The following is a 23,438-nucleotide window of genomic DNA, read 5'->3' as shown; positions in this document are numbered from 1 at the left end:
CCCGACGTGAGCCGTGACGGTGTGAGCCCCGCCGGTCCGGCGGGGCTCACACCTTCCACTGCTTCTACAGCTTCTCGACCGGCGCGTAGCGCAGCAGCAGCCGCTTCGGCTTGCCGTCGCCGAAGTCGATCGTCGCCTGGGCCTTGTCGTCGGCGCCCGCCACCGCGACGACCGTGCCGAGCCCGAACTGGTCGTGGGTGACCCGGTCGCCGACCGCCAGCGACACCGCCGGCTTGTCCGTCGTACGCCGCGTGGCGAACCCGGACGCGCCCGCGGCCGACGAGCGCGAGCGGGACGAGGACAGCGAGGCGGCGATCCCGGAGGCCGGGCCGGAGGAGACCGGAGCCGTCGCGCCCGTCCGCTTCCACTCCAGGTGCGCGGTCGGGATCTCCTCCAGGAAGCGGGAAGGCGGGTTGTACGACGGCTGGCCCCAGGCGCTGCGCATGGACGACCGGGTGAGGTACAGCCGCTCACGCGCGCGCGTGATGCCGACGTACGCGAGGCGCCGCTCCTCCTCCAGCTCCTTGGTCTGGCCGAGGGCGCGCATGTGCGGGAAGACGCCGTCCTCCATGCCGGTCAGGAAGACGACCGGGAACTCCAGGCCCTTGGCGGTGTGCAGGGTCATCAGGGTGATGACGCCGGCGCCTTCCTCGTCCTCGTCGGGGATCTGGTCGGAGTCGGCGACGAGGGCCACCTGCTCCAGGAAGTCGGCCAGCGTGCCCTGCTCGCCCTCCGCGCGCTCCTGCTCGAACTCCAGGGCCACGGCCGCGAGTTCCTGGAGGTTCTCGATGCGGGTCTCGTCCTGCGGGTCGGTGGAGGACTGCAACTCGGCCAGGTATCCGGTGCGTTCGAGGACGGCCTCCAGCACGGTGGCCGGTCCGGCGCCGGACTCCACGATGGTGCGCAGGTCCTCCATCAGCGTGTTGAACCGCTTGACCGCGTTGGTGGAGCGCGCGGCCATGCCGTACGCCTCGTCCACGCGCTTGAGCGCCTGCGGGAAGCTGATCTTCTCGCGCTGGGAGAGGGCGTCGATCATCGCCTCGGCGCGCTCGCCGATGCCCCGCTTGGGGACGTTGAGGATGCGGCGCAGCGGCACCGAGTCCTCGGGGTTGGCGAGAACGCGCAGGTAGGCCAGGACGTCCCGGACCTCCTTGCGCTCGTAGAAGCGGACGCCGCCGACGACCTTGTAGGGCAGGCCGACGCGGATGAAGACCTCTTCGAAGACACGGGACTGGGCGTTGGTGCGGTAGAAGACGGCCACGTCGCCCGCCTTGGCGTCGCCCGCGTCGACCAGGCGGTCTATCTCGTCGGCGACGAACTGGGCCTCGTCGTGCTCGGTGTCGGCGACGTAGCCGGTGATCCGGGCGCCCTGGCCGGCGTTGGTCCACAGGTTCTTCGGACGGCGGGACTCGTTGCGCTCGATGACCGCGTTGGCGGCGCTCAGGATCGTCTGGGTGGAGCGGTAGTTCTGCTCCAGCAGGATCGTCGTCGCGTTCGGGTAGTCCTCCTCGAACTGGAGGATGTTGCGGATCGTCGCGCCCCGGAAGGCGTAGATCGACTGGTCCGCGTCACCGACGACGCACAGCTCGGCGGGCGGGAGGTCGTGCTCGCCCGGCGGGGCGGCGACGTCCTCGGTGACGTCCTCGGCGGCGCGCTCGACGGTGCCGACCAGTTCGCGGACCAGTGCGTACTGGGCGTGGTTGGTGTCCTGGTACTCGTCGACCAGGACGTGCCGGAAGCGGCGGCGGTAGTGCTCGGCGACGTCCGGGAAGGCGCGCAGCAGATTGACCGTCGTCATGATCAGGTCGTCGAAGTCGAGCGCGTTGGCCTCGCGGAGGCGGGACTGGTAGAGCGCGTAGGCCTGGGCGAGGGTCTTCTCGAAGCCGTCGGCGGCCTGGGCGGCGAAGTCCTCCTCGTCGATCAGCTCGTTCTTCAGATTGCTGATCTTGGCGCTGAAGGACTTGGGCGGGAAGCGCTTGGGGTCGAGGTCCAGGTCGCGGCAGACCAGGGCCATCAGGCGCTTGCTGTCGGCGGCGTCGTAGATCGAGAACGACGACGTGAAACCGAGCTTCTTCGACTCGCGCCGCAGGATGCGCACGCACGCGCTGTGGAAGGTCATCACCCACATCGCGTGCGCGCGCGGGCCGACGAGCTGCTCGACGCGCTCCTTCATCTCGCCCGCGGCCTTGTTGGTGAAGGTGATCGCGAGGATCTGGCCCGGGTGCACGCTCCGCTCGGCGAGCAGGTGGGCGATGCGGTGGGTGAGCACACGGGTCTTGCCGGAGCCGGCGCCGGCGACGATGAGCAGGGGGGAGCCGGCGTGGACGACCGCGGCGCGCTGGTTGTCGTTCAGCCCCTCCAGCAGCGCCGCCGCGTCGAGTGCGGGGCGGGGGGCGCCGTCGCGGTAGTAGGAATCCCGGTCCGGCGGCACGTCGAACTTCCCGCCGAACAGATCGTCCGGAAGCGGCTCCGGAGCGTGATCGTCCTCGGGCGGCGGCGGAGGCTCCTCCTCGCGCCCGCGCGGGGGCTGGAGGTCCGCCAGGAAGCTGTCGTCAAAGAGGCTGCTCATCGCTCTCCGAGTCTAGGGCGCCCCACCGACAACCGGTCGCCGTCCCGGGAAGAAGACCGCGCGGGCGAAGGGGCGAACATCCCTTACCCAGCGGAATCACCCGATGACCCGGACGTGATTCCGGTCTCGGATCACGAAAATGTATCGGACATATCACGCACCAACCTTCACACTAGCCACACGAGTTGGCTAGGTTGCGGTCGGGCCGCGTGCGCGGCCCCCGCCGAGTCCGGCCCGTCCCGTACGGGGCACCCGGAGCCGGGGACCCACCGAACCTGGGGTGAATCGGCCGAATCCCGTCCGGGACGACGCCGTAGGGCAACCCTTCCGAACCACCGCCCGAACCCGACAGCTAACCCGGTAGGCGGACCATTGGAAGGAGTCGCCTCCCTTGGCGTCGCACCGCAAGCCGCGCCCCGGCGGGACCACCGCGGCGGGTATACGCACCCCCGCTCTCGCCACCGCCGCCCTCACCTCCATAGCCATGCTGTCCCAGACCGCCGAGGCCGCCCCGGGCACCGACCACAACCGGCCGAGCCTGGAGGAGGTGGAGAAGAAGGTCGACGACCTCTACCGGCAGGCGGAGTCGGCGACCGAGAAGTACGACGCGGCCAAGGAGCGCACCGGCAAGGAGCGCGGCCACGTCGACGCCCTCCGCCAGGAGGTCGCCCGCCGCACCGACAGCCTCAACAAGGCCCGCGAGGAGCTGGGTTCGTTCGCCGCGGCCCAGTACCGCACCGGCGCCGCCGCGCCGAGCACGGCCACCTTCCTGCTGGCGAACGACCCGCAGGACTACTTCGACCAGACCCAGCTGATGAACCGGCTGACCACGCGCGAGAAGAGCGCGGTCGACGCCTACATCGGCGATCAGGCCGCCACGATGAAGAAGCGGCGGGAGGCCGCCGAGAGCCTCCAGACGCTGACCACCTCGCAGCAGGACCTCCAGACGGCCAAGACGACCGTCCAGAAGAAGCTCGCCTCCGCGCGCGAACTGCTCTCGCAACTGACGGCCCAGGAGAAGGCGCGACTCGCGCAGATCGAACAGGCCAAGCAGCAGGAGGCGGCGCGCAAGGCGGCCGAGCTGGCGAAGCAGCAGGCCGCGGCCCGGGCCAAGCAGCAGAGCAGTTCGTCCGGCTCGTCGTCGTCCGGCTCCGGCGGGTCCACGTCCACGGGCTCGACGGGTTCCACCTCTTCGGGGTCCTCGGGATCCTCCGGCTCGTCCGGTTCGTACGACACGAAGGCCGAGAAGGCCCTCGCCTTCGCCCGCGCCCAGATCGGCAAGCCGTACGTGTGGGGCGCCACCGGGCCGGGCTCCTACGACTGCTCGGGCCTGACCCAGGCCGCATGGAAGGCAGCCGGCGTCGCGCTCCCGCGCACCACGTACGACCAGGTGAACGCCGGCACCACGGTCTCCCTGGCGGACGCGCGCCCGGGCGACCTGATCTTCTTCTACGACGACATCAGCCACGTCGGCCTCTACATCGGCAACGGCATGATGATCCACGCCCCCAAGCCGGGCGCCTACGTCCGCGAGGAGTCGGTGTACTACGGCGGAGAATCGATCATCCACAGCGTGGTCCGCCCGGGCTGATCTCCGCACCGGTGCCCACGCGCGCGTACCGGCGTTTCCCGGCCACGCGCGCGTACCGGCTGTTCTCGCGCCTCGGCTCCGCGTCCCGGACCTGGCCTGGTACGTCGTCCTGCCGGCGGCCGAGGCGGCGCGGCCCCGGCCCGGCTACGACGTACGGCGGTGGTCGACGGTGTTCCCGATGGGGATGACGGCGGCTGCGACGCTTTCCGTCGCGGCCGCCGTGCGACTCCCGTGGCTCCGGTGGCCGGGGCGGGTGCTGGTGTGGGTGGCGGTGGCGGCGTGGCTCGCGGTCGGCGCCGGAGCGGTGCGCGCGGCCCGTACGGCGGGAGGGACGGCCGTCAGGTCCACAGGACGGCGATGAAGATGTTCGCCATGGTCAGCAGGCCGACGACGCCGAAGGCACCCTTCTCGACCTTCTCCTCGTCGCGCTTGACGTAGACCAGGCCGAGGATCACGATCAGCAGGGCCAGCTTCAGACCGATCTTGATGGTGTTGATGTGGTGGTCACCGGCCTGGTTGAGGCCGACCAGCACCACTCCGGTGACGAGCATGGTGAGCGCGCCGTGCAGCATCCCGGGGACGAAGCGGGCCGTGCCCTGGCCCATCGCCTTCATCTGGGTGAGGAAACCGCCGAGCAGCGCCGCGATGCCGATGATGTGCAGGCCGACGAAGAGATGGATGAGTACGTCCATGAGGCCGGAGCCTAATCAGGGCGATGCGGTCCCTCGCCACCGGGCCCTGGCACAGCCGTCCGCACCCGGCCGTCCACCGCTGCGGATCTTGCATATATGCGGCCCATAGCACCTCACGCCTCCCGCCTGTTCCGCTTTCCGCGCATCGGTCACCACGCCACGTGAAGGGGACGACTCCGGACCGGCCGCACGATCACGTACGGTCACTTACCGATCTGTCGACGCCAGTTCCGTACACTGCGTTACCTACCCGTCACACTCCGGCCTAGCGTCCTCCCCCAGGTGACCGGCTCCCCATCACCGCCCGGGCCAGGGGCGGCGGCCGGGCACCACCGCCGAGAAGGGTCCGGCGGCGGCCCGTTCCCCCTGTGCGGGCCACCGCCGGACGCAGGCACCGCTGGGCCGGACCGCACGGCCCACGGACCGCTCGGCCGTCGGATCGTGTCGAGTCGCACGGAAGGACGTGACAGTCCAGGTGGCAGCGCACCGCAAGCCCCGGCAACGCCCGATCGGCCCCACGGCCCGGACCGCTGCCACGCTCGCCCTGACGGGCGCGGCCACCGCGACGGGCTTCGGCGGTTCGGCGCACGCCGAGCCCCCGCCGACACCGGCACAGGTGAAGGCCAGGGTGGACGCGCTGTACCAGCAGGCCGAGGCCGCGACCGAGAAGTACGACGGTGCCAAGGAGGCGGCGGACAGCACCCGGCGCAGGCTCAACGCCCTGCGCGACGAGACCGCCCGCAAGCAGGACGGCCTCAACTCGGCCCGGGAGGCGCTCGGTTCGTTCGCCACGGCGCAGTACCGCGCCGGCGGCTTCTCCCCCGCCTGGCAGCTGGCCCTCTCCGACAACCCCGACCGGTACCTGGCCGACGCCGCGTTCGCCGAGCGGGCCGGTGACCAGCAGGCCGCCGCCGTGTCCCGGGTGCGCGAACAGCTGCGGGAGATCGAGCAGTTGCGCGGCGCGGCGCGCGTCCAGCTGACGTCGTTGCGCTCCCGGCAGGCGGAGCTGCGGCGTCAGAAGACGACGATCACCGGCAAACTGGGCGAGGCCCGGCGGCTGCTGGCGCGGCTCACGCCGCGGCAGCGGTCCGCGGTCACCGGCGACGGCGGCACCCGGGGGCGTGCCTCCCGGTCCGCCTCGGACGTCCGGGACGCCCTTGCACAGGCCGGGCCCGCCGCGGCCCCCGACACGCGGGCGGCGGCGGCCGTCGGCTACGCCTACGCCAAGCTCGGCAGCCCCTACGTGTGGGGGGCGACCGGCCCGAACGCCTTCGACTGCTCGGGCCTGGTCCAGGCCGCCTACCGCTCCGCCGGCATCTCCCTGCCCCGCACCACCTACGCCCAGATCGACGCGGGCCGCCGCGTCTCCCGCTCCGAACTGCGGCCCGGGGACCTGGTGTTCTTCTACTCCGGCGTCAGTCACGTCGGCATCTACGTGGGAGGCGGACTGATGATCCACGCCCCCAACCCCTCGGCGCCGGTCCGGCTGGCCCCGATCGACCTGATGCCGTTCGCGGGGGCGACCCGGGTGGTGTGAGGGCGCCCCCCAGGGGTCCCGGAGCCGGTCGGGGTCAGACCAGGCGGCGGGCCGTCGCCCAGCGGGTCAGCTCGTGGCGGTTGGACAGCTGGAGCTTGCGCAGGACCGCCGAGACATGGGACTCGACCGTCTTCACCGAGATGAACAGCTGTTTGGCGATCTCCTTGTAGGCGTAGCCGCGGGCGATCAGCCGCAGCACCTCGCGCTCGCGCTGGGTGAGGCGGTCCAGGTCCTCGTCCACGGGCGGGGCGTCGGTGGAGGCGAAGGCGTCCAGGACGAACCCGGCCAGCCGCGGCGAGAAGACCGCATCGCCCTCCTGCACCCGGAAGATCGAGGCGACCAGATCGGTGCCCGTGATGGTCTTGGTGACATAGCCTCGGGCGCCGCCGCGGATCACTCCGATCACGTCCTCCGCCGCGTCCGACACGGACAGCGCGAGGAAGCGGACGGGCTGCTCGGCGTCCGCCATCAACGCCGCGCACCGGCGCAGCACTTCGACCCCGCCGCCGCCCGGCAGGTGGACGTCGAGGAGGACCACCTCGGGCCGGGTCGCGGTGATGACCGTGACCGCCTGGTCGACGTCCGCTGCCTCCCCGACCACCTCGACCCCGGTCTCCGCGGTCTGGCCGATCTCGGCCTGGACACCGGCGCGGAACATCCGGTGGTCGTCCACGAGCACGACCCGTACGTGCCGTCCGGCCGCGCCGGCCCCCGTCGTACCGTTCGTCTCGGTCGCGTCGCTCATGACGTCTTCTCCGCCCTCTCCATCTCCAGCTCGACCTCCGTGCCGCCGCCGGGCACCGCCCGCAGCCGGGCCGTGCCGCCGTTGCGCTCCATGCGGCCGATGATCGATTCTCTGACGCCCATCCGGTCGGCGGGTATCGCGTCGGGGTCGAAGCCCGGTCCGCGGTCGCGCACGGACACGAAGACCGTCCTCCCCTCGACTTCGGCATAGACCTGTACGGCACCGCCCTCGCCACCGTACTTGGCGGCGTTCACCATCGCCTCGCGCGCGGCCTGCATCTGCGCACGGGTCCTGTCGTCCAGCGGGCAGTCGCCGACGACGACCACCTCGATGGGCACACCGTGCTTGTCCTCGACCTCGGCCGCGCTGCGCCGCACCGCCTCGGCGACCGTGTCCGGCTCGTCGGCCTCGTCCTTGCCGGTGCCCTCCGGCTTGTACAGCCAGGTGCGCAGGTCGCGCTCCTGGGCTCGGGCGAGACGGCGCACCTCGCCCGCGTTGTCCGCGTTGCGCTGGATCAGGGTGAGGGTGTGCAGCACGGAGTCGTGGACGTGCGCGGCGACCTCGGCGCGCTCCTGGGCGCGGATGCGCATCAGGCGCTCCTCCGACAGGTCCTGGGTCATGCGGACCAGATAGGGACCTGCGAGCAGCGTGATGCCGACGAGGACGGCGAGCGCCGCCTGGAGGACCGCGCCGAGGTGGGCGGCCGACCCCTGGAGCACGAAGACGGCCGAGACACCGGCCGTGACGAGCAGGACACCGCCGGCCGCGCGCAGCAGCGTCAGTGTGCGGCGCCGGCGGCCGACCTCGACCCAGCGGGCCCGGCGTGCGTTGTCCGCCTGCCTCCACACCAGGGCGACACCGGCCGCGACGAGCACGGCCGGCACCAGATACGCCTTGGCGGCGCTGGTCAGGTTGACGCTGCCCACGAACACCATGGACACGGCGACCATGAGGAGCAGCGCGACGATCTGCCCCTTGTCCGGTCTGCGGGCCACGAGTCTGCGGCGGCCGCCCGGCGCGGTCTCCGCGGCGACCGGCGGCTTGTGACCTCCGACGCCGCCGACGCCGAGGGGGACGAAGAACCAGAAGGCCGCGTACAGCAGCGCGCCGAGGCCGTTGGCCATGAACAGGCCGACGAAGACGAGCCGCACCCAGATGACGGGCAGCCCGAGATGCCCGGCGAGGCCCCGCGCCACTCCGCCGAGCCAGCGTCCGTCGCTGCTGCGGTAGAGCTTGCGCGGCGGCCGCGGGTCGTCGACTGGCAGGCTTGCGGCTTCCGGCATGCCAATGATGGTCACATGACCGGCGGGGCCAGGCATCAGGGTCGGCCCCCGAGACGCCCCTGATCTTCGGCGGAACCGGGTCGGGGAGCGCCGGGCGAGTAGGGTCCGGTGCCGGTCGAACGGCTCCCCGCCCCTTCTCAGGGCCGAATTCAGGGTTCGCCCAGGGTCGTCCCGACTGCCGTCGCGACGGCCGGGCCGTCACCATGGACGCATGACGGATCACGAGCACGCCGCGACGGGTCCGGGACCCGGCCCCGGCCCGCGCCCGGCCCCGGGCACCGGACCGACGGATGCCGGGCCCGCCGCGACACGGAAGACGGGAGCGGCCGGCCCCGGCACCGACACCCCCGCCGGGGAAGAGGAGCAGGAGCAGCAGGCCGTCACGGCCTTCGACCGGTTCCGGCGCGACCGCCGGCACAAGATGATCGCGGGCGTGTGCGCGGGCCTGGGCCGGCGGACGGACATGGACCCGGTGATCTTCCGGATCACGCTGGCCGTGCTGTCCGCGACCGGCGGCATCGGCCTGATCTTCTACGGCTTCGTCTGGCTCCTCGTGCCGTTCGAGGACGAGGAGGAGAACGAGCTGCGCAAGCTCCTGACCGGCCGGGTCGACGGGCAGGCGCTCGCCGCCGTGCTGTTCGCCCTGGTCGGCTGCGGGATCTTCCTGACCCTGCTGCGAAACGGCGGGGTGCTGACCTTCGCCGCGGTGCTCTCTCTCCTGCTGGCGGGCGCCGGGTACTGGTCACGGCGCCGCGGCGGTGCCGACCCCGACCCCCTCGCCGCACAGGCCGCCGCCGACGCCCCGCCGGAGGCCCAGGCGCCGCCGGTCGTCACCACCTATCCGTCCTGGTGGCGGGACCCGATCGTCAAGGACGGCACCCATGTCGGCGGCACGGGCTATCTGTGGGGGCCCGGCGACACCCGCGACCGCGACCTGACCTCGGTCGTCGACGTGCGCGTCGCGTTGCCGTGGCCGCACACCGGCTCCATACAGCCGCGGCCGGCCGCGCCCCCGAGACCGCGCGGACCGCGCTGGATCGGCGGCTGGGTGTTCCTGCTCGCCCTGGTGGCGGGCGGCCTGGGCACGGGGCTCACCTGGGACACCCGCCCGCTGGGCACCAGCCTCCAGACCGGTCTCGCCTGCGCGCTGGCGGTCTTCGGCCTGGGCCTCGCGCTCAGCTCCTTCCTGGGGCGCACGGGCGCCGGGACGGTGTTCCTGGCGCTGGTCACGGCGGTGCTGCTCGCCGGGGCGACGGCCATGCCGAAGGACATCACCACCCACTGGAGGGACACCTCCTGGACACCCGCGGCGACGGCACAGGTCCAGCCGCGCTACGACCTCGGCACCGGTCGGGGCACCCTCGACCTGACCCGGGTACGTCCGGCCGAGGGAGAGACGGTCACGACGAACGCCCATGTGGGAGCCGGGCAGCTGCGGGTGATCCTGCCGGCGGCCGGGACCGTGCGGATGGACATCGAGGTGGGAGTCGGCGACATCCGGCTGCCGGGGGACAACAGGAAGGACGTGGACGTGCGGCCACGCAGGCTTCAGAACGTGACACTGGCGCCGGCCAAGGGCGCCGAGAGCGCCGGCACGCTGGACCTCGAACTCGGGGTCGGTGCGGGACAGGTGGAGGTCAGCCGTGCTGCGTCATGAGTTCCAGCCCGGGAGGCTGATCGCCGGGCTCTTCCTCACCGCCGCAGGGGCGGTCTGTGCGGGAGCCGCGGGCGGGCTGTGGAAGACACCGTGGTTCGCGATCGCACCGCTGGTCGTGACCGGCCTGTTCCTGGCCGCTGTGGCAGGGGGCGTGGCCCGGGCGATACGCAGACGGAGCGGCACGGAGGGCGACTGACGGCAGCCGGCCGCCGACCTGCCTACCGGTATCCGCCCTGCCGTCGTCGGGATCGCCAGAGCGCGTCCAGGGAGAGGTAGGGGGCGCCGGCCAGGATCAGGGGGAGCCAGGCCATCAGGTAGGCGAGGTCGTTGCCGTAGTAGTAGGGGGTCGTCGCCCAGCTCACGGTCAGCCACAGGCTGAGCGAGATCAGCGCGCCGCCGAGCGCGGCCAGCCGGGCGAGCAGGCCGAGCAGGGTGCCGATGCCGACGGCCAGTTCACCGAAGGCGATGGCGTAGCCGAAGCCGACGGGGCTCTTCAGGGCCAGGTCGACCAGGGCCGGGACGGCGGCGGAGTCGCGGGCCGCGCGCATGATGTCGCCGACCGAGCCGGTGCCGCCGGACTTCATGAAGGCGCTGTCGGTGAGCTTGTCCAGGCCGGCGTAGATGAAGGTGACGCCGAGGAAGACGCGCAGCGGGAGCAGGGCGTAGTGGGCGGCCGTGTCCCGCCAGCCGCGGGGGCCGTTCAGCCGGTTCATGTGCGTGTCCGTCCGCATGCCGTGAGTCATCGTCGCCAGCCGCCTCTCGCCCGCCGTCCCACCCCTCACTCGACGATACGTACGACAGTCAGGGCCGGTTCAATCCCCTCCCGGAGGTTTTTCCGGAATTCGGGTGCTTGTGCGAAGCAGGCATGTGAAAGCGCGAAAGGACGAAAGGAAGGGAGGAAGACATGACGGTGACGCGGCGGCGGGCCGGGTCACTCCGTCACCCGGACCGTGTACCGGTTGGTCGCCACCCCGGCCGCGGTGACCACCTGGACCTCCACCGAGCCCGGCTCGACCTCGACCGGTACGGGGACGGTCAGGACGGTGTCGGTGGGGTTGCGGAAGCCACCCGTGACGGGAATCAGAGGGACGTGCACATCGACGGTGCCGATGCGGACCACCATCCGGGAGAGCCGGTCGGCGGTCCGGGCACCGGGCGGGACGAAGCCCGCGCCGCGGATCTCGATGTCGTCGCCGGTGCGGATCGGCCCGTCCAGGTCGCCCGGTTCGCGGGCGCGGACCACGGAGAGGACGACCGGGCGGCCGCCCTCGGCGTACTTGCCGGCCAGGTAGGTGGCGGCCGAGATCAGCACGATCACGGCCAGCCCCCAGGGCAGATCCGGCAGTTGGTCGGGCCGGCGGGCGAGCCGTACGGCGGCGAACACCAGGGCGACGGCGCTGATGACGGCGTACTGGATGTCGCTGAAAGCGCCCCGGCCGGAGTCGTCGGTGAGCAGGTCGGCGGCGCGCGGCCGGTGGGCCGGCACCTTCTGCAGCCGCTGGGCGAGGATGCGCAGCGCCACCACGCGGCGGACCAGGACGGCGATGCCGCACACCACGCCGAGGACGGTCACCACGCCCGTGCCGCGCGCGAGGTCGAGTCCCGAGATCAGCGCGTCGCGTTCGGCGTGGCCGGAGGCGGCGGCGAGCCGGGCGGCCAGCAGCAGCACGGCGTAGCCGACGAACAGCACCCAGGCGGCGGCCACCGTGCGGGAGGTGGACATCCGGTTGTCCTCGCCGATCACCGGGGCGAGCGCTCCGCCGCGGGCGCGGTGGAGCCGGCCGGCGGTGGTCAGGGCGCCGGCGACGACGAGCGCGGCGAGCAGCGCCGCGGTGCGGGCGGTGGTCCAGCCCGCACCGATCGCGGTGAGCGCCTCGCCGAGCAGGAGGGCGACGACGCCGCCCCACACCGCGACCACCGTGCGCAGCCACAGCCCGGCGACCCACGCCTCGCCCTCGGCGCGGCCGCGCTCCGCGACGGCCTCCGCGCGCTGGGTCAGTTCCTCCGACACCCACTGGCGGGACGCCGAGGCCGAGTGCGCCACGCCTGCCGGCAGCCCCTGCCCCGCGGCGAACTCGTCCCGTCGGCGCAGGAACGCGGCGACGGCCCGCCGGTGCCCCTCGCGGGCGCCGTGCGGACAGTCCTCGCAGGTGCAACCGCCCTCGTGGGTCCCGTCGGCACCCGTGTCCTGTCTCGCCTCCTGCACCGCCACGCCGGACGCCCGCCTTCCCCACGACTTGTCGACACGGCCGGCGGCCCCTCGGCAGGCCGTCTCGTCGCCGCACAACTCCCCCGCTTCGTCAGCGAATTGTGCCCTACGGCGAGCCGTCCGGGCTTGTCGGACCGGGTCAGGGCGGGTGAAGTGAGGGCCTGTGTGTTGACTCGGCCGGCGAGGAGTTCGCGTCGGCGAAGGCGGTCGTGCTCGGGGAGTTCAGCTGAGCAGGTCCGGTTCGCTGCGGCTGATGTCCTGCCACAGCGGCTGGTAGTTGATCCAGGCCACGAGGTCGCCGCCGAGCTGTTCGCGGGTGGCGACGGCCAGTTTGTGGTCGATGAGGACCGGGCGGCCGGCCGCCTTCGCCATCAGCTGCACCTGGCAGGAGCGTTCCATGGACAGGAACCACCAGGCCGCCGCGTCCACCGAGTCGCCGACGGTGAGCAGTCCGTGGTTGCGCAGGACGAGCGCCTTGCGGGAGCCGAGGGCGGTGGCGATGCGGCGGCCTTCCTCGGCGTCGACGGTGACGCCGCTGTAGGCGTCGTAGAGCGCCACGTCCTCGTAGAAGGCACAGCTCTCCTGGGTGATCGGGTCGACCAGCTCGCCGAGCGCGGCCAGGGCGCGGCCGTGCACGGAGTGGCAGTGGGCGACGGCGACGACGTCGGGGCGCGCGGCGTGGACCTGGGCGTGGACGGTGAACGCGGCCTGGTTGACGTGGTAGCGGCCCTCGATGACCTGGCCGTCCTGGTTGGCGAGGACGAGGTCGCTGACGGTGACGTGCTTGAACGGCATGCCGAAGGGGTTCACCCAGAAGCAGTCGGTGAACTCCGGGTCGCGTGCGGTGATGTGGCCCGAGACCCCGTCCTCGAATCCGCTGCGCCCGAAGACCCGCAGGGCCCCGGCGAGTCGCTCCTTGCGGTGCCGGCGTTCGTCCTCCGCCGAGTCGTGCATCGGCGGCATGGCGAAGCGGAGCTGGTCGGTGGGCAGCGGCAGGGGCGAGGTCGGCCCGTGCATAGGTCCTCCAGCGCTGGATTGCGGTCTGGGCCGGAAGTTACCCGCGGTCAGCGCAAAAGGGCAGAGTCGTTTTGTAAAGATGACGTACGCAGCGAATACACGACAGAGGTTGTCCGGTTTACCGGTGAGACTGTCGCGTATGACGTCCGTGAACTGGGAGGCCTTCGCCTCCGCCGAACCCGAACTGGCCCGGATCACCGAGGAGCGCTTCCGCGCCCACCGGCATCATGTGCTCGCCACCGTGCGCAAAGATGGTTCGCCGCGCACCTCCGGGCTGGAGACCGACTTCCGTGGCGGCGAGCTGTGGCTCGGCATGATGGACCGCTCGCTGAAGGCCCTCGACCTGCTGCGCGATCCCCGCTTCGCGCTCCAGGCGAACCCGGGCGAGGGCACGGAGATGGGCGGCGGGGACGTACGGATCTCGGGCCGGGCGTACGAGGTCGAGGGCGAGCGGAAGTCCGGATACGCGAAAGAGGCGGAACCGCCGGAGCCGTTCCACCTCTTCCGTACCGAGCTGACGGAGGTCGTGCGGACCTACGTCGAGGACGAGCGGTATCTCGTCCTCCAGGTCTGGAAGCCCGGTGCGCCCCTGCGCACGGTCAGGCGCGCGTAGGAGCCGTGGGAGTCAGCCGGTCACTCCCACTCGATGGTGCCCGGGGGCTTCGAGGTCACGTCGAGGACGACGCGGTTGACGTCCCGGACCTCGTTGGTGATGCGGGTCGAGATACGGGCGAGGACGTCGTAGGGCAGCCGGGACCAGTCGGCGGTCATGGCGTCTTCGGAGGAGACCGGGCGCAGCACGATCGGGTGACCGTAGGTGCGGCCGTCGCCCTGGACGCCCACGCTGCGGACGTCGGCGAGCAGGACCACCGGGCACTGCCAGATGTCACGGTCCAGGCCGGCCGCGGTCAGCTCCTCGCGGGCGATGGCGTCGGCGTCGCGGAGCAGGTCCAGACGCTCCTTCGTCACCTCGCCGACGATGCGGATGCCGAGACCCGGGCCCGGGAAGGGCTGGCGCTGGACGATCTCGTCCGGCAGGCCCAGCTCCTGGCCGACCATCCGGACCTCGTCCTTGAACAGCTTGCGCAGCGGCTCGATGAGCTGGAACTCAAGGTCCTCGGGGAGGCCGCCGACGTTGTGGTGCGACTTGATGTTGGCGGTGCCGGTGCCGCCGCCGGACTCGACCACGTCCGGGTACAGGGTGCCCTGGACCAGGAACTCCACGGCCGGGCCCGCGTCGGCGATGATCTCGGCCTGCGCCTGCTCGAAGACGCGGATGAACTCCCGGCCGATGATCTTGCGCTTCTCCTCGGGCTCCGAGACGCCCTTGAGCGCGGTCAGGAAGCGCTCCTCGGCGTCGACGACGACCAGCTTGACGCCGGTCGCGGCCACGAAGTCCTTCTCGACCTGCTCGGTCTCGCCCTTGCGCATCAGACCGTGGTCGACGTACACGCAGGTCAGCTGGTCGCCGATGGCGCGCGCGACGAGGGCGGCGGCGACGGCGGAGTCCACGCCGCCGGACAGACCGCAGATCGCACGCTTGTCGCCGACCTGCTCGCGGATCGCGGCGACCTGCTCCTCGATCACGTTGCCGGTGGTCCAGGACGGGGTCAGGCCCGCGCCGCGGTACAGGAAGTGCTCCAGCACCTGCTGGCCGTGCGTGGAGTGCATGACCTCGGGGTGGTACTGGACGCCGTAGAGCTTCTTCTCGTCGTTCTCGAAGGCGGCGACCGGGACGACGTCCGTGGACGCGGTCACGGAGAAGCCCTCGGGGGCGGCGGAGCAGGCGTCGCCGTGCGACATCCACACGTGCTGCTCGGCCGGGGTGCCCTCGAAGAGGGTGGAGGACGTCCGGGAGACGTGCAGGTCGGTGCGGCCGTACTCGCGGGCGCCGGTGTTGTCCACCGTGCCGCCGAGGACCTGCGCCATCAGCTGGAAGCCGTAGCACATGCCGAAGACGGGCACGCCGGCCTCGAAGAGCGCGCGGTCGAGGCGGGGGGCACCCTCCTCGTAGACCGACGAGGGACCGCCGGAGAGGATGATCGCCGCGGGGTTCTTGGCGAGCATCTCCTGGACCGGCATGGTGCTCGGCACGATCTCGCTGTAGACCCGCGCCTCGCGGACGCGACGGGCGATGAGCTGGGCGTACTGCGCGCCGAAGTCGACGACCAGGACGGTGTCGGGGGCGGCGGCAGCGGTGTTCGCTGATGACACGGGGTGCCTTCTGGTGGTCGGGCGGGGGTCTGTGGTTCCGATTCTAACGGGGCGGGGGTGGGACCTCTTCGGTCAGGCGCCGTGGCATACTGACCGCATGCTCGCGCACTCGACCTTCCTCTTTACCTATGGCAACCGGCCCGCCGGCTGCCATGGTCGTGCTGCTTGAGCTGAGCGAACGCCAAGCGACTTCCCAGGCGCCCCGGGCCGACAAGGCCCGGGGCGCCTGACGTTTTCCGGGTTCTGTCGTTCCGGGGCTCCCCAGACAGCCGCCCACCGGTCCCAGCGACCCTCACCCAGGAGCCCCGAACATGACCACCACCTCCCCGGAAGCGCCCGAAGCCCCGGAAGAGACCATCGCCGGTGCCCGTGAGCGCATCGACGTGCTCGACGACCGGATCATCGGCCTCATCCAGGAGCGGATGGCCGTCTCCGCCGTCGTGCAGCAGACCCGCATCGCCTCCGGCGGGCGGCGCGTGCACCTCTCCCGCGAGATGGAGATCCTCGGCCGCTACCGCGAGGCCCTCGGCAAGCCCGGCACCCCCCTCGCCATGACCCTGCTCGAACTGTGCCGGGGTCGCATCTGAGTTCTACCGCCGTCTCACCCGTACGGCGCGTGACCGGCCCGCGCACCGCTTCGTTGAGGGGTTGTCCGTGCCAGCCAGGGGCGGGCCCGACAGAACCACGCGTGGCTCGCTGGAGCGATGAGGCGTACGGGTCGTGCCGTGCGCCGTGGGACCTCGCTCCGGAAAGTGACCGGACGGCAGGGGACAGCAGCCCGGTCACCCCAGAGAACGGTCGGCTCCGGGGACGCCCGGGGCCGACCGGCGGGAAAACTGCACATCAGCACCAGTGCCGGGTCGAACGATGCGCCGCAGCCCCGGGTCCCCGCGCAGACAGCGAACGACGGCACGACGGCACTGCTGCCTCCTCCGACCGCCGACCAGCGGTGCGCCCCCCGGCACCGCTTCCCAGGCACCGACGCTGCCCTGCCGTCGGTGCTGACTGAAAGAGAAGGGCCCCGCGACCTCTCCGTCCCGCGGGGCCCTTCGTCATGCCCAAGGCCCTTCGGCATACCCGAGAAGGCACCGGCAAGTGACTCGGATCACATCGAAATCCGGTGCCGCCGGGGCAACCGTTCATGGTTCTCGCTGATCAAACCTGCCGAGTCGTACGAGGGACCTGCTTTCGGAGGGGGATGCAGGTCCCTCTGCGCCGATTCCTGTGCAGGTTCCTGCGCCGGCCCGCGCGGGGCGCCGCGCTTACTTCTTCGGCGGCACCGCCGGAATCCCCAGGAACGGCAGCCGCAGTGCGCCGAAGGCGTCCTGCGGGACCGCCGGGGACTGCGGTTCGACCGGCTTCAGGCGCTCGTACGCCGCTCCCGGTGCCGGGCGCGGGTCCGCCTCGCCCTTGTTCGGCCAGAACGACATCGCACGCTCGGCCTGCGCGGTGATCGTCAGCGAGGGGTTCACGCCCAGGTTCGCCGAGACCGCGGCGCCGTCCACGACCGAGATGCCGGGGTGGCCGTAGAGACGGTGGTACGGGTCGATCACTCCGGTCTCCGCCGAGTCGCCGATGGGGCAGCCGCCGAGGAAGTGCGCGGTCAGCGGGGTGCCCATCAGTTCGCCGACGTTGCTGCCGGCGAAGCCGTTGATCTCGGCGGCGAGCACGCTCGCGGCCTCGGTGGCGGCCTTGATCTGCTTGGGGTTGGGGGCGCCGTGGCCCTGGCGGGCGGTGAGCAGGCCCTTGCCGACGCCGTTGGGCTTCAGGTACGTCGTCAGCGAGTTGTCCAGGGACTGCATGACCAGGCCGATGATGGTCCGCTCCGACCAGCGCCGGTTGGACAGCGACCGCAGCACCAGGAGCGGGTGCCTGGCCGCGTTCGTCAGCCAGGCCAGCGCGCGCGAGGAGCCCTCCGCGTACGGCACCTGGAGGATCGACAGGCCGCCCATCGCGTTGGAGCCCTTGCCGTAGCGGACCGGCTCGATGTGCGTGTTCTCGTCCGGGTGGATCGAGGACGTGATCGCGACGCCCTGCGTGAAGTCGGCCGCCGCCGTGCCGTGTGCCTTGCGGTAGCGGCGGTTGTCGGTCTGCGCGCCGACCAGCGCCTCGGAGTTGGTCCGGGTCAGGTGGCCGAGGCGCTCGGACAGGTACGGCAGCTGGCCGCCGGACCGCATCCGGTGCAGCAGGGTCTGCGTGCCGTAGGTGCCGGCCGCGAGGACGACCTTCCGGGCGGTGAACAGACGGCCCTCGCCCTTCTTCTTCCGGTCCGTCGGCAGGGTCGCCACCGCGTACCCGCCGCGCGAGTCGTCCGTGACGGACACGACCGTCGTCATGGGGTGCACCTCCGCGCCCGCCCGCTGGGCGAGGTGGAGGTAGTTCTCGTTGAGGGTGTTCTTCGCGCCGTGGCGGCAGCCGGTCATGCACTCGCCGCACTCGGTGCAGGCGTTGCGGGACGGGCCCGCGCCGCCGAAGTACGGGTCGGCGACCTCCTGCCCCGGGCTCGCCTTCGCCGTCCCGTCGGCGTCCTTGCCGTCACCGAAGAACACCCCGACCGGGGCCAGATGGAAGGTGTCGCCAACGCCCATCTGCTGGGCCGCCGCCTTCAGATGCACGTCGGACGGCGTCATCGTCGGGTTCAGGCGGACGCCGAGCATGCGCCGGGCCTGGTCGTAGTACGGCCGCAGCTCCTCCTGCCAGTCGGTGATGTCCTTCCACTGCGGGTCCTCGAAGAAGGGCTTCGGCGGGACGTAGAGGGTGTTGGCGTAGTTGAGCGAGCCGCCGCCCACGCCCGCGCCGGCCAGCACCATCACGTTGCCCAGCAGATGGATGCGCTGGATGCCGTACAGGCCGAGCTTCGGGGCCCAGAGGTAGTTCTTCAGGTCCCAGGAGTTCTTCGGGAGGGCCTCGCGGGTGTAGCGGCGGCCGGCCTCCAACACGCCTACCTTGTACCCCTTTTCGGTCAGGCGGAGGGCGGACACCGCACCGCCGAATCCGGAGCCGACGATCAGGACGTCGTAGTCGTAGGCGTCGTGCGGCACGTGTGCTCCTCGTTGGGTCGTCCTCGTCGGGCCGTCAAGGGAAGGGGAATCGGGTCCGTCAAGGGAGTAAGGGAATTACCTGAACCGGAACGCCTTCATCACCCGAAGACTCGTGCTCATGAAGCGGGCGTAACTCGCGTCGTCCATCCCCAGCGACGGCGCCATCGGCAGCAGCCGCTGCTGGGCCACCGTCTGGGCCTCGGTGTACTTGAGGATGCCCTCCGAGCCGTGCCGGCGGCCGAGACCGGAGTCCTTCATGCCGCCCATCGGGGACTGGACGCTGCCGTAGGCGGGCGCGTAGCCCTCGTTGACGTTGACCGTGCCGGTGCGCAGGCGGGCGGCGACCTCGCGGCCGCGCCGGGCGCTGCCCGTCCAGACCGACGCGTTCAGGCCGTACGGCGTGGCGTTGGCGCGCTCGACCGCCTCGTCGTCGGAGGAGAAGCGGTAGACCGAGACGACCGGCCCGAAGGTCTCCTCCGCACAGACGGCCATGGAGTCCTCGACGCCGTCCAGGACGGTGGGCTCGAAGAAGTAGGGGCCGATGTCGGGGCGGGCCCGGCCGCCCGCGAGCACCTTCGCGCCCTTGCCGACGGCCTCCTCGACGTGCCGCTCGACGGTCTTCAGCTGGCGTTCGCCCACCAGCGAGCCCATGTCGGCGCCGTAGGCGAGGGAGTTGCCGAGCCGCATGGCCCGGGTGCGGGCGGCGAAGCGCTCCAGGAAGGCGTCGGCGACCGACTCGTGGACGTACAGCCGCTCGATGGAGATGCAGAGCTGTCCGGCCGAGGAGAAGCAGGCGCGTACGGCACCGGCGGCGGCCTTCTCGATGTCGGCGTCGTCCAGCACCAGCATGGCGTTCTTGCCGCCGAGTTCGAGGGAGACGCCGACCAGACGGGCGGCGGCGCCCTGGGCGACCTCGCGGCCGGTGCGGGTGGAGCCGGTGAAGGAGACGTAGTCGGCGTGCCGGACGACCTCGGGGCCGACGACCGGGCCCTCGCCGAGGACGACCTGGAAGACGCCCTCGGGCAGACCGGCCTCGATCAGCAGGTCGCGCGCCCACAGCGCCGTCAGACAGGTCTCCGTGTCCGGCTTCATCACCACGGCGTTGCCGGCCACGAAGGCGGGCAGGGCGTCGCCGACGGACAGTTCCAGGGGGTAGTTCCAGGGGGCGATCTGGCCCACGACCCCGCGCGGGTGGCGCAGTTCGGTGACCTTCGTCAGGGTCGGGATGGCGCCGGTGTGCCGCTTGGGCCGCAGATAGGCGGGGGCCTTGCGGCCGTAGTGGCGGGCCGCGACGGCGACGGCCTGCACCTCCTCGTGCGCGTGCAGCCGGGCCTTGCCGGTCTCCAGCTGGATGAGGTCGAGGACCTCGGCCTGCCGCTGGAGCACCAGGTCGTGGAAGCGCAGCAGCACGGCGGCCCGCCGCCCCACCGGGGTCCGCCCCCACACGGACTGCGCGGCGCGGGCGGCCTCGAAGGCCTTCTCCACGTCCTCGGGGGTGGACTCGGGCAGGTCGGCCAGCTTCTCGCCGGTGAACGGGGTGTGGTTGGCGGTCCGGCCGGAGCCGACCACGCCCTTGGTGAGCCGGGCCACCAGTTCCGGGGTGACCACGTCGGCGGCGGTGCGGGCGCCCTCGGGGGCGGGCGCGAGGGGGTTGGTACCGGCGATGTCCGAGGCCTGCGTGTCCGTCATGAGGCGCAGAGTATGCCGGAGCACAGCCTTTGTGTACCCGTCGGTAACGGGGATTCACGACCTGCTCACACACCGCCAGTGATCACTGGCAGTGAATGTGCTGATCAGGGCGTTGACACCCGCCCGAACAGAACGATCATTCGAGTCCGGCTTTTTTCGCCAGGAGCAGGCCGAGGGTGGTGCGCGGGGTGCGGCGACGCGGTCCTGCCGCGGGGCCGGCCTCGGCCGCCTCGGCCGCCTGGACCTGCCGTACGGCCCGCGGCGGCACGGGCTCCGGTACGGGGGTGAGCCCGAGGTACTCGTGGAGTGCGGCCGCGACCTGCGCCGCGTCGGGGCGGGCCGCCGGCTCGTCGGCGTTCAGCCGGTCCAGCAGCGGGCCGAGCGCGCCCAGCGGCACCTGGCCGGCGACCTCGACGGCCCCGGTGCCCCCTGTGCCCTCGGTGGCCTCACTGTCCCCGCGGCCCTCGGTGTCCTCCCCCACCGCGGCCCGCAGCAGCGCGCCCAGGGACCACAGGTCGGAGGCCGGTCCGGCGCCGGGGCCCGCGGCGCGCTCGGGGGCGACGAACCCGGCGGGCGCCGCGCCGGGGTGGCCGTCGCCGGTTCCGAAGTCGGTGACGACGACCCGCCCGGTGCCGGACTCCAGCAGCACGTTGGCCGGCTTGACGTCCCGGTGCACGATGCCGACGGCGTGCGCGGCGCGCAGGGCGCCGAGGACGGCGAGCCCGATCCGGGCGGCCTCGACGGGCGGCAGGGGCCCGCGCCGCAGCACCTCGCGCAGCGACTCGCCCTCCACCAACTCCATGACGATCCACGGGACATGACCCTCGGTGACGACGTCCAGCACCGTGACGGCACAGGGGTGGCGCACCCGGGCGGCGGCCCTGGCCTCCGTGGAGAGCCGGTGGGCGATACGGCGGCTGTCCTCGTCGTCGGCCGGATCGCCGGGCAGCAGCGGCTCCTTGAGGGCGACCTGCCCCTGCCCGGCCTCGTCCTGTGCGCGCCAGACCGTCCCGGTGGGCCCGGAGCCGAGGCGACCGGTGAGGCGGTAGCGGCCACCGATCAGACGTGCGCCGGGCGGGTGTTCGCCGTCTTCAGTCATGCCCCATGAGTACCGTGTGCACCAGGCCGTTGTCGAAGCGAACGGTCAGGGCCCCGCGCGGGGGCGGCAGTTCGGGCGGTCGCTCCACCGGTGCGGGGTGAATCCGCGAGGCACGGTGCGCACCCCCACGGCACCTCCACCGCCCGCGAAGTCCGCCGGTATCACCGACTCCCGCTCGGCGGCCGCACGTTCCAGCGCCGGATCCACAGGGGCCGGGATCCGGTCACGAAGCCGTGACCGAGAAGGTGTCCAGCGCCACGTCGAAGTACTCCCGTGCCTCCCGCACCTTGCCGACCGGCGCCGACACCCACACGTCGTACAGCCGCCCGGACTCCTCCCAGCACAGGTCGTAGGTGTGCCGCGGGCCCTCCGCCGCGCTGAAGCCGGCCCAGCTGAACTCCCAGAGCGCGGCCGGGTGTCCCGCGTGCACGGCGCGGGTGACCCGGCCGTCGTGGTAACCGGGATTCGTGTGCGGGCCGTCGGCCGCCGACCGCTCCATCGCCGCCTGCGGGCCGCCCGGCCGGGCCGCGCCGACCCGGATGCCGAGGCGGAAGGTCCCGCCCGGCGAGAGGTAGAAGACGCGCTCGCCCTGCGGGCTGCGGGTGAAGTCCTCCGGTACGGCGAGGGAGTAGCCGGCCGGGTCCCGGGCCGTGCGGTAGCCGGAGGGCGCGGTACGGGAGTCGGTGCCCGTCGGACCCGGCGAGGCGGTCGGCGAGGGGGGCGAGGGTGAGGTCGAGGGCGGACGGGTGCCGGTACTGCCGGTTCCGGTCGCCGGGGACGTCGCCGTACCGCCGGGGCTGCCGCCCCCTCCCGCGTCGTCCCCGTGCAGCAGCAGTGCGGCCGACACGCCGGCTCCGGCCAGCGCGGCGACGAGCACCGCCGCGATCAGCACCCCGCGGGTGGCGGTCCGGGGCGGCGGGACGGCCGAGGGAGCGGGGGCGGCGGGCGGGCGCGGCACGTCCGGCCGGGTCGGCGAGTAGGGCGCCACCGCCCCGGCCGTACGGCTCCCCGTACGGCTCCCTGTGCGATGTCCCGTACGGCTGCCCGCACCCGGCCGCGCCGTACGCCCCCCGCCGGTCCAATGACCGCGCGACCCGCCCGCCGCGGCGGCCGCGCCCGGTGCGTCCGGCGTCCGTCCCGTCTCCAGGTACGTCCGCAGCATGTCCTCGGCGTCGGCCGCGCCGAGCCGCCGCTCCGGGTCGCGCTCCAGCAGCCCCCGCACGACGGGCAGCAGCGGCTCGGCCTCGGCGGGTGGCCGGATCTCGGCGGCGACGACGGCGTGCAGGATGCCGCCGATCGAGTCGCGCCGGAACGGCGACTCGCCGCTGAGCGCCGTGCACAGCAGCGCGCCCAGCGACCACAGGTCGGACTCCGGCCCGGTGCGCACCCCCGACATCCGCTCGGGCGCGGTGTACTCGGGCGAGCCGACGAAGGAGCCCGTCTCGGTGAGTGTGGTGGCGCCCGCGACCTGCGCGATGCCGAAGTCGGTGAGCACGACCCGGCCGGTGCCCGACTCGATCAGCACGTTCGCGGGCTTGATGTCCCGGTGCAGCACCCCCGCCTCGTGCGCCGCGCGCACCGCGCTGAGCAGGGCGACCCCGATGCGCGCGGCCTCGGGGGCGTCGACCGGGCCGTGCCGGGCGATCCGGTCGGCGAGCGAGCCGCCCTCGACCAACTCCATGACCAGATACGGTCGTTCGTCCTGCTCCACGACGTCGTGCACGACGATGATGTGCGGATGCCGCAACTGGGCGACCGCCCGCGCCTCGCGGAACGTACGGTCCTGGCGGCGCCGCGTGTCGTCGTCCGGGAGCGCGTCGTCCGCGAGGATCTCCTTGACCGCGACCCGGCGCCCCAGCAACTCGTCGCTCGCCCGCCACACGACGCCCATGCCGCCGCGCCCGATGCGTGCCTCCAGACGGTAACGGCCCGCGATCACCCGGAAGTCGGCGCCCTCGGTCCCCATGCGCCCCATCATGCCGCACCGGACCCGCGCGCTCCGGGACACCGATCAGCCAAGCAGTACCGATCGACCAGCGGTTTTCGGCCGTATCAGCCGCGCCGGCCGCATCGGGCGCCCTCGGCGGTCCTGAGC

General features: G+C 72.4%; 18 protein-coding genes, 1 pseudogene and 1 riboswitch. Of the genes and pseudogenes, 7 read left to right on the top strand and 12 right to left on the bottom strand.

What is annotated here, in order from left to right; translation table 11 throughout:
- Window positions 1-64: 64 nt before the first annotated feature.
- Window positions 65-2,569: a DNA helicase PcrA gene (gene pcrA / locus AC4OXY_RS29815; RefSeq protein WP_362818194.1), complete on the bottom strand. Its 2,505-nt coding sequence runs from the start codon at window positions 2,567-2,569 to the stop codon at window positions 65-67.
- A gap of 211 nt (window positions 2,570-2,780) precedes the next feature.
- Window positions 2,781-2,953: riboswitch (cyclic di-AMP (ydaO/yuaA leader) on the top strand.
- 7 nt (window positions 2,954-2,960) lie between these two features.
- Between pcrA and AC4OXY_RS29810 the strand changes: the two genes are divergently transcribed.
- Window positions 2,961-4,160: a C40 family peptidase gene (locus AC4OXY_RS29810; RefSeq protein WP_376291069.1), complete on the top strand. Its 1,200-nt coding sequence runs from the start codon at window positions 2,961-2,963 to the stop codon at window positions 4,158-4,160.
- An 88-nt stretch (window positions 4,161-4,248) separates the two neighbouring features.
- A pseudogene (locus AC4OXY_RS29805) lies at window positions 4,249-4,521 on the top strand (SLAC1 family transporter); the annotation flags it as partial.
- Here AC4OXY_RS29805 and AC4OXY_RS29800 read toward each other — a convergent pair.
- Window positions 4,499-4,852: a hypothetical protein gene (locus tag AC4OXY_RS29800; RefSeq protein WP_071370084.1), complete on the bottom strand. Its 354-nt coding sequence runs from the start codon at window positions 4,850-4,852 to the stop codon at window positions 4,499-4,501. The pseudogene AC4OXY_RS29805 and the gene AC4OXY_RS29800 overlap by 23 nt on opposite strands.
- Window positions 4,853-5,327: 475 nt before the next feature.
- Here AC4OXY_RS29800 and AC4OXY_RS29795 point away from each other — a divergent pair, with 475 nt between their 5' ends.
- A complete protein-coding gene (locus AC4OXY_RS29795; protein ID WP_402064019.1) occupies window positions 5,328-6,389 on the top strand; it encodes a C40 family peptidase in 1,062 nt (353 codons plus the stop codon).
- Window positions 6,390-6,423: 34 nt separating this feature from the next.
- Here AC4OXY_RS29795 and AC4OXY_RS29790 read toward each other — a convergent pair whose 3' ends face one another.
- Window positions 6,424-7,134 (bottom strand): LuxR C-terminal-related transcriptional regulator, encoded by a 711-nt coding sequence (locus AC4OXY_RS29790; protein ID WP_356033417.1) that lies wholly within the window; start codon window positions 7,132-7,134, stop codon window positions 6,424-6,426.
- Window positions 7,131-8,417 (bottom strand): ATP-binding protein, encoded by a 1,287-nt coding sequence (locus tag AC4OXY_RS29785; RefSeq protein WP_362818189.1) that lies wholly within the window; start codon window positions 8,415-8,417, stop codon window positions 7,131-7,133. Before AC4OXY_RS29785 ends, AC4OXY_RS29790 begins: the two co-directional genes overlap by 4 nt.
- Window positions 8,418-8,628: 211 nt before the next feature.
- On the opposite strand from AC4OXY_RS29785, the gene AC4OXY_RS29780 reads away from it, so the two are divergent.
- Complete coding sequence (locus tag AC4OXY_RS29780) at window positions 8,629-10,074, top strand: PspC domain-containing protein (RefSeq protein ID WP_376291065.1); 1,446 nt, start codon at window positions 8,629-8,631, stop codon at window positions 10,072-10,074.
- Complete coding sequence (locus AC4OXY_RS29775) at window positions 10,061-10,270, top strand: hypothetical protein (protein ID WP_356033425.1); 210 nt, start codon at window positions 10,061-10,063, stop codon at window positions 10,268-10,270. The genes AC4OXY_RS29780 and AC4OXY_RS29775 overlap by 14 nt, the downstream gene beginning before the upstream one ends.
- Window positions 10,271-10,292: 22 nt before the next feature.
- On the opposite strand, the gene AC4OXY_RS29770 is transcribed toward AC4OXY_RS29775, so the two are convergent.
- From AC4OXY_RS29770 to AC4OXY_RS29760, 3 genes are all read right to left on the bottom strand, one after another.
- Window positions 10,293-10,817 carry a DoxX family membrane protein gene (locus tag AC4OXY_RS29770; protein WP_356033427.1) on the bottom strand — a complete coding sequence of 175 codons (525 nt, stop codon included), beginning with the start codon at window positions 10,815-10,817 and terminating at the stop codon, window positions 10,293-10,295.
- A gap of 188 nt (window positions 10,818-11,005) precedes the next feature.
- Window positions 11,006-12,286, bottom strand: coding sequence for a hypothetical protein (locus AC4OXY_RS29765; protein WP_356033429.1), 1,281 nt, complete (start codon window positions 12,284-12,286; stop codon window positions 11,006-11,008).
- 219 nt (window positions 12,287-12,505) lie between these two features.
- On the bottom strand, window positions 12,506-13,300 hold the full coding sequence (locus AC4OXY_RS29760) for a class II aldolase/adducin family protein (protein ID WP_356033432.1): 795 nt from the start codon (window positions 13,298-13,300) through the stop codon (window positions 12,506-12,508).
- A gap of 139 nt (window positions 13,301-13,439) precedes the next feature.
- On the opposite strand from AC4OXY_RS29760, the gene AC4OXY_RS29755 reads away from it, so the two are divergent.
- Window positions 13,440-13,913, top strand: coding sequence for a pyridoxamine 5'-phosphate oxidase family protein (locus tag AC4OXY_RS29755; RefSeq protein WP_356033435.1), 474 nt, complete (start codon window positions 13,440-13,442; stop codon window positions 13,911-13,913).
- Between the two features lie 20 nt (window positions 13,914-13,933).
- Here the strand turns inward: AC4OXY_RS29755 and guaA are convergent, their stop codons facing one another.
- Window positions 13,934-15,514, bottom strand: coding sequence for a glutamine-hydrolyzing GMP synthase (gene guaA, locus AC4OXY_RS29750; RefSeq protein WP_356033438.1), 1,581 nt, complete (start codon window positions 15,512-15,514; stop codon window positions 13,934-13,936).
- Between the two features lie 311 nt (window positions 15,515-15,825).
- Here guaA and AC4OXY_RS29745 point away from each other — a divergent pair, with 311 nt between their 5' ends.
- Window positions 15,826-16,101: a chorismate mutase gene (locus tag AC4OXY_RS29745; RefSeq protein WP_356033441.1), complete on the top strand. Its 276-nt coding sequence runs from the start codon at window positions 15,826-15,828 to the stop codon at window positions 16,099-16,101.
- A gap of 675 nt (window positions 16,102-16,776) precedes the next feature.
- Here the strand turns inward: AC4OXY_RS29745 and AC4OXY_RS29740 are convergent.
- From AC4OXY_RS29740 to AC4OXY_RS29725, 4 genes are all read right to left on the bottom strand, one after another.
- On the bottom strand, window positions 16,777-18,555 hold the full coding sequence (locus tag AC4OXY_RS29740) for a GMC family oxidoreductase N-terminal domain-containing protein (protein ID WP_356033443.1): 1,779 nt from the start codon (window positions 18,553-18,555) through the stop codon (window positions 16,777-16,779).
- Window positions 18,556-18,630: 75 nt separating this feature from the next.
- Window positions 18,631-20,244 carry a succinic semialdehyde dehydrogenase gene (locus AC4OXY_RS29735; RefSeq protein WP_356033446.1) on the bottom strand — a complete coding sequence of 538 codons (1,614 nt, stop codon included), beginning with the start codon at window positions 20,242-20,244 and terminating at the stop codon, window positions 18,631-18,633.
- A 136-nt stretch (window positions 20,245-20,380) separates the two neighbouring features.
- Window positions 20,381-21,343, bottom strand: coding sequence for a serine/threonine-protein kinase (locus AC4OXY_RS29730; protein ID WP_491991361.1), 963 nt, complete (start codon window positions 21,341-21,343; stop codon window positions 20,381-20,383).
- Window positions 21,344-21,566: 223 nt separating this feature from the next.
- The gene (locus AC4OXY_RS29725; RefSeq protein WP_491991360.1) at window positions 21,567-23,309 is read right to left on the bottom strand and encodes a serine/threonine-protein kinase; all 1,743 of its coding nucleotides are present in this window, start codon (window positions 23,307-23,309) and stop codon (window positions 21,567-21,569) included.
- Window positions 23,310-23,438 lie beyond the last annotated feature (129 nt).

The organism is Streptomyces sp. HUAS MG56 (assembly GCF_058673395.1).
The sequence above is the reverse complement of the archived record's forward strand: the minus strand, read 5'-3'. Positions and strand labels throughout refer to the sequence as shown.